This window comes from Methanobrevibacter sp. UBA417, assembly GCF_002508845.1.
Classification (GTDB): Archaea; Methanobacteriota; Methanobacteria; order Methanobacteriales; family Methanobacteriaceae; genus Methanobrevibacter_A; species Methanobrevibacter_A acididurans.
The window spans coordinates 13,063-19,560 of the sequence record NZ_DAZC01000028.1; the positions used below are offsets into that span (position 1 = coordinate 13,063).

The 6,498-nt window shown below is 29.9% G+C and carries 6 protein-coding genes and 1 pseudogene; all 7 read left to right on the plus strand.

What is annotated here, in order from left to right; all coding sequences use genetic code 11:
- Positions 1-74 precede the first annotated feature (74 nt).
- Positions 75-1,046, plus strand: coding sequence for a methanogenesis marker 2 protein (locus BP769_RS06115; RefSeq protein WP_409197897.1), 972 nt, complete (start codon positions 75-77; stop codon positions 1,044-1,046).
- Positions 1,047-1,142: 96 nt separating this feature from the next.
- Complete coding sequence (gene mmp3, locus BP769_RS06120; RefSeq protein WP_409197896.1) at positions 1,143-2,783, plus strand: methyl-coenzyme M reductase-associated protein Mmp3; 1,641 nt, start codon at positions 1,143-1,145, stop codon at positions 2,781-2,783.
- A gap of 38 nt (positions 2,784-2,821) precedes the next feature.
- Positions 2,822-3,304, plus strand: coding sequence for a methanogenesis marker 6 protein (locus BP769_RS06125; protein WP_413824872.1), 483 nt, complete (start codon positions 2,822-2,824; stop codon positions 3,302-3,304).
- Between the two features lie 40 nt (positions 3,305-3,344).
- Positions 3,345-3,776: pseudogene (locus BP769_RS06130) on the plus strand (methanogenesis marker 5 protein); the annotation flags it as partial.
- Positions 3,777-3,998: 222 nt separating this feature from the next.
- Positions 3,999-5,237, plus strand: a complete 1,239-nt coding sequence (locus BP769_RS06135; protein WP_413824870.1) for a methanogenesis marker 15 protein — start codon at positions 3,999-4,001, stop codon at positions 5,235-5,237.
- Positions 5,238-5,277: 40 nt separating this feature from the next.
- Positions 5,278-5,844, plus strand: coding sequence for a methanogenesis marker 17 protein (locus tag BP769_RS06140; protein WP_409197893.1), 567 nt, complete (start codon positions 5,278-5,280; stop codon positions 5,842-5,844).
- Positions 5,845-6,189: 345 nt separating this feature from the next.
- A partial coding sequence (locus tag BP769_RS06145) for a hypothetical protein (protein WP_413862266.1) occupies positions 6,190-6,498 on the plus strand: 309 nt, incomplete at its 3' end.

Genomic DNA, 6,498 nt, shown 5'->3' on the forward strand with positions numbered 1-6,498 from the left:
ATAAATTGTGATTTTAAAATAGTTAATTAATATAAAATTTTATAATTTATTATCTTTTAGAAATTATGAGGTGTATGTTTTTGGATTTAAAGGATCTTATAAAATCTCTTCAGTCTTTTAATGGTGTAACCAGAAAAAATGATATAAGTAAAGTTACAGACTCTCTAAAATCTGTTTATAACATTTCAGGGAATGTTTTATTAGACTTTGGTGATGATGCATCAGCTATTGATATTGGGAATAATCAAGTGATACTTTTTGCAGCAGATGGTATATGGGGTCAATTGATGAACACAAATCCTTACTGGGCAGGATATTGTAGTGTTCTTGTTAATGTTAATGATATTGCAGCAATGGGTGGAAAACCTTTAGCAATGGTGGATATATTATCAATTAAGCATGATAAAATTTATGATGAGCTTATGAAAGGGATTAAAGATGGTTGTGAAAAATTTAATATTCCTTTAGTTGGTGGACATCTTCACCCTGATGCAGATTTTGATTCTATTGGAATGGCAATTATTGGGATTGCTAATAAAGATAAATTAATCACCAGTTTTGGGGCTAATGTTGGAGATAAAGTATTAGTTGCTATAGATATTGAAGGAAGACAACACCATGATTTCCCTTTAAATTGGGATACTACTTATTTAAAAGATGAAACTTTAGTTCAAAATCAAATTAAAGTTATGAAAGATTTAGGTGAATCTGGACTTGTTACTGCAGGTAAAGATATAAGTAATCCTGGAGTATTAGGTACTCTTGAAATGTTATGTGAATGCTCTGATGTTGGTGCTTGTGTTCGTTTAGAATCTATTCCCCGAAATCCTAAAGTGGATTGGGAGGATTGGTTAAAATCTTATCCTGGTGCAGCATTTGTTTTAACTTCTCCTGTTGAGAATACTCAAGGAGTTATTGATATGCTTTCTAAATTTGATTTTACTGTGTCTGTTGTTGGTGATGTAATTAGTGAAAAATCTTTATATGTTGAATATAAGGATGAACGTTTAGTTTTATTTAATCAAAAGGTTAATCCCGTATTATAAATTAAAGAAAAGTTAATGTATATACATTTTTTTGGTAAATATAATTTAATTATAAAAAAAAGTTAATAAAAAAAAGTTAATAGGATTTGGAAACTTATGTTAGTTAAAATTAATGGTGAAGATGTTGATATTCCTGAAGGTTCTACAATAAAGGATGCAATTAATATAAGTAATGCTCCTTATAGTCAAGGTAGTTTAATTTGTTTAATTAAGGGACAATCTGAATTAGAAGGGAATATTAATAAATATAAAATTAAATCTCCTAAAGGTAGTGTTATTATAGAATTGTCTGATGCTCCTGAAGCTAAACCTTTAGTTGATTTTTGGAAATCTCATTATTCTGATTTTAATGGTTTAAGTGTTAGATGGACTAGTAATAATGAAGTTGCAGTAGGGCCTGTTACTACTGATTTTACTCCATCTAAAGAAAATCATAAATATTGGGATAGAGATGTTTTATTAAGTCTTTCTGGTTTTAGTCGTGATGCGACTCATATAATTTTTGCAAAAGAAGATATGGAAAATGTTTATGGTGTTCCTGAAGGTACAAATAATGGTGTTTTTGCTAAAGTTATTGGTGGAGTTCGTACTTTACGTCAATTAACTGATGATGATGATATAATTAGTGTTGAACCTATTATAGAGCGTAGTACTGTAACAGATTCATCTTCTGTTAGTGAATTAAGCACACCTTTAGCTGAAGGTAATCAATTATTCACATATTGTCTTGTTGAACCTAATGTTAATTCTTCAAAATCTGTTGAACAATTCTTTTCAGTTATTCATGATAATACTATTAAGGTTGATTATGAATCTAATTCTTTCATTGGAGAATTTTGGTTACAAGGAATCACTAAACCTGTTGAAGAGATTACAGAACGTAAAAGAGGTACTGTAACTTTACGTAATTCTGGTAAAGGTAAAGGAAAAATTTATATTTATCGTGAAGATCGTGTTAGAGTTAATAGTCACACTACAATAGGTAAAGTTGTTAAAGGTATGGAATTAATAGATATTGCAAGTTATGGGGATGTTATTACAATTCATTCTAATCCTGAACCTATTAAAACTTTAACAAAAACACAGAAAGAAGTTGAGGAAGAATTAAAAAATAGGGGTATTAAACAGGAACGTGTTGGTGTTACTGAGGATGATGCTATTATAGTTGAACAAATCCCTAATGAAACAATGGATATTATAAAAGCGGGAAAAGTTCAAACTAAAGGATTAAATAAAACTGATTTAATTCTTATTAAAATGACTGATAAAGCTCCACGTACAAGATGGTACTTTGATAAATTAACTGGATTAGTTGAAAAACCAATTGGAACTTTAAAAGTATACTTTGCAGTGCAAGATATGCATATTTTCATGTTTGCAGGTGATGATAGGGAAGCTAAAGGTATTTTACCTGAAAACACTCCAAAGGATATTGTTAAAGCTGGAAGTATTGGGGTAACTAACATGAGTCGTAAGAATCTTGGTATTATTGGAATTCGTACAAAGGATAATGATGAGTTTGGTCCTACAGCGGAACCTTTCGATGGAACTAATATTATAGGTGAAGTAGTATCTGATTTAAATGATATTCATGGTTTAAAAGAGAATGATATAGTTTACCTACGAGAAGTTAACCCTGAACATATTGATGAAGAAACATTAGAAGAATTAGATACTGAAGAATTCCCTGAAGATACTGATATGATGGATGAAAGTATTAAAAAAGCATTAAAATAATAAATATTATGATTTAAGAATATAAGGAAGGATTAATTATGAAAGAAGCAGAAGCACATCTTACTATGAGTCCAAAATTAGATTCTGAAGATTTAGATCCTGAAGTTGTAAATCGTATGATTATTCTTGGACCACGAGCTAATGTTAGTGAAAGTGAATTAACAAGTGAATTACATTTACTTGGATTACCACTCACAATAAAAGAAACCTGTTATGGTGCAATGGTTAGTGGGAAAAAAGAAGATGTTAAAAAAGCAATTATTGAAATACGTAAATTAGATCCATATAACATTTTTACAAAAGATCGTGGATTCGCACCAGGTGACCCACGTCGTTGTAGAGGGCATCGTTTAGGTCCTCGTGAAGGTTTTCACCAATTAGAAAGAGAATATGAACTTTTGGATTATGTTGGTGAAGCATTAAAGAATCCAAGACCTGTTGAAATAGTTAAACCTAAACCAATTGATGTTGATGAATTTAAAAGTATTGTTAATGAATCAATAAAAAAAGAAAAAAAATAATAAAAGAATGATTTTAATAAAAAAAATGGTGTGATTTAATATGGTGAAAGTAGCAATTTATCCCCCTAACTCTTTAGTATTAGCAGATTTAATAGAAAGAAAAGGTCATACAGCTTTAGCTTTACAAAAAGAAATGAGAAAGAAAATTAAAGATCCAGAAATAGATTCTCCTCCAATGAATATTACTGAAGAAGATCCTATTAAAGGATTACAATATGCTGCAATTGAAGTTCCTTCTGGTGTTCGTGGAAGAATGGCAATTATAGGCCCTCTTATAGATGAAGCAGAAGCAGCAATACTTGTTGATGGTGCACCTTATGGGTTTGGTTGTGTTGGTTGTCAACGTACTAATGAATTAAGTATTTTCTGTTTACGTAAAAAAGATATTCCGCAATTAGAACTTGAATATCCTAGTAGTCGTGAAGGTGCAATGGATATGGTTAATCAAGTTAATGAATTTTTAGACAGTTTGGATAATCCAGAAGCTTTAAAAGAAAAATCTAAACAAATTGAAAGTTCTGGAAATCAAGATATTAGCACTGAAGACAATCTTGAAGAGGAACCATTAGAAAGTTCAAAAACTCAAAATAATAATGAAGAAACACCTTCTGAAGAACACATGAAAACTGAAGAAGAAAGAAAAGTGAGTAAAGATGATCTTGTAGCATCTTTAAAATCTAAAGGAGGTTACTAAATGGTTAAAATTGCATTAGTATCCTGTGGTACAGAATATAGTGGGATACAAAAAGAAATAGAAAAAGCAGCATTAACTTTTGGTGCAGAAATCATACTTCCAGAAATAGATTTAGATTATATTGATGAAGCATATGAAAAATTTGGTTTCTCAGCACAAAGTTCAAGTTTAAAATTAATGATAGCAAGAGCAGTTAGTATTGTTGAAGGTCGATGTAAACCTGATGCTGTTTTTGTAGCTTCTTGTTTCCGTTGTGCTGAAGCAGCACTTGTAAGAAATGAAATCAGAAGATACTTACAAGATAACACTCGTATACCAGTTGTAACTTACTCATTTACTGAAAGAACTAAAGCAGATGAACTTTTCATACGTATGGAAGCTTTAGCAACCACTGTAACTAGAAGAAGTATTCTTGCACGTGAAAAACAAGAAGGATTAACATTAGGTTTAGATTCAGGTTCAACTACAACAAAAGCAGTGTTAATGGAAAATAATAAAGTAATAGGTACAGGTTGGACTTTAACTAAAGATATTATGGAATCTGTAAATAAAGCTGCAGATGAAGCATTTGAAAGCTCAGGATACGGATGGAATGATATTGATGGAATTGGAACTACTGGTTATGGTCGATTAACTATTGGTAAAAAATTAAATGCAGAACTAGTTCAAGAAGAATTAAGTGTTAATGCTAAAGGAGCAGTATACCTTGCAGGCCATCAAAAAGGAGAAGCAACAGTATTAGATATTGGTGGTATGGATAATAAGGTTATTACAGTAAATGATGGAATACCTGATAACTTTACTATGGGGGGAATTTGTGCAGGAGCATCTGGAAGATTCCTTGATATGACTAGTAGAAGATTAGATGTTGATATTACAGAATTAGGACCATTAGCTGTTAAAGGAAATTATAGAAGAGCACAATTAAACAGTTATTGTATTGTATTTGGTATACAAGATTTAGTTACAACCCTTGCTGCAGGTGGATCAAAAGAAGATGTTGCTGCAGCTGCATGTCACAGTGTATCTGAACAAGTTTATGAACAACAACTTCAAGAAATTGATATAAGAGAACCATTAATACAAGTTGGAGGTACTAGTTTAATCACTGGACTTGTTGAAGCTGTTAGTGAAACATTAGGTGGAATAGATGTTATAGTGCCAGAATACTCACAACATATTGGTGCTGTAGGTTCTGCTTTACTTGTAAGTGGAATGGGAAATAGAAACCAACAATAAAAAAAATTATTTATTTTTTTATGAGGAGGTTAATTAAGTTATGATAATTGAATCAAATGATCATGAAGGGGCAAAAGTTTATGAAATGATAACAAAACAAATCTTACAAGATTTGTTATTAGCTCCTGCACTCTCAGATTTAAAAGCATACGTAAATCCTAATGAAGTAGTTTTCATTATGGCAATGAAAATGAAGAAAACTTCTAAAGCTAAACATTTAAATGAAGTTTCAAGTTCAGTTTATGATCCTGAAAAGGATTTAACTACAATAACTATTAATGATGAAAATTTTTTACCTAATATTTTAAAGAAATTATGGAAAGAATTAGGAAGAGAAAATGTTCATCAACCAAGTAGATATATTATAGAATTATCTGGAAAAAAAGAAGTAGATAATTGGGTTATAGATAATCCATATGAAAACCTTAAAAGAAGATGTTATGATGCAATGTTCCGTATAGTTCCTGAAGGATTTAAAATAATAAAAGATATGTCTAAAAATGATATAGTTGCAGTAGTTGCTACAGATGAACTTATCAAAGATAAATGGATTGACCATTGTCAAAAATTTATAGAGGAATTAGAAAACACAGAATATTTATATTAAAAAATTTCAATTCTTCTCTTTTTATTTAAAATATCCTTTTTTTAATTTCTTTAAGATTTTCAAAATATTTTTATTTTAAATAGTAAAATCTATTTTACTTAAAAATTTAAATAACTATTTCTTAGTTATTTAATCATGTTTTAAGTTTTTATTTGGAAAATAAGACTATTTAATGCATATATTAAATTTTATTTTTTTTAGTTTTTCTATAATTGTTTGCTATTAATAGAATATATTTATATAATAGTAATGTCATATTATCTATCATTATAAGGAGTGGAAAAAATTTTCCACAAATTACAAAAATAATTTTTATCTTAATTTGGCATGAAGGAGGTGAAAATCGTGAAAAGTGAAAACTCTAAAGTAGACAAATGGATTCCTATATGTGTTGTGCTTATACTTAGTATGGTGTGTGCTGTGGCAATGGGATCTGCTTTTGCTGCGGATGCTCCTAATACCACTAATGGGGATTTAGGGGACTCAAACACTGTTTTATCTACTAGTACTCAAATTAGCGATGTAGGGAATACATCAAGTACTGTAAATGATAATCTTAGTGATAACTCTAATTCTCAAAGTGGAAATGTCTTAGCTACAGATAATACAAATAATGCTTATTCTAATGAAGTATTATCTAGTATAGGTGATGAT

Excerpts from the sequence above, each read along its gene's own strand:
- BP769_RS06115 (WP_409197897.1), top strand. The coding sequence starts at position 75 with ATGTTTTTGGATTTAAAGGATCTTATAAAATCTCTTCAGTCTTTTAAT.
- mmp3 (WP_409197896.1), top strand. The coding sequence starts at position 1,143 with ATGTTAGTTAAAATTAATGGTGAAGATGTTGATATTCCTGAAGGTTCT.
- BP769_RS06125 (WP_413824872.1), top strand. The coding sequence starts at position 2,822 with ATGAAAGAAGCAGAAGCACATCTTACTATGAGTCCAAAATTAGATTCT.
- BP769_RS06135 (WP_413824870.1), top strand. The coding sequence starts at position 3,999 with ATGGTTAAAATTGCATTAGTATCCTGTGGTACAGAATATAGTGGGATA.
- BP769_RS06140 (WP_409197893.1), top strand. The coding sequence starts at position 5,278 with ATGATAATTGAATCAAATGATCATGAAGGGGCAAAAGTTTATGAAATG.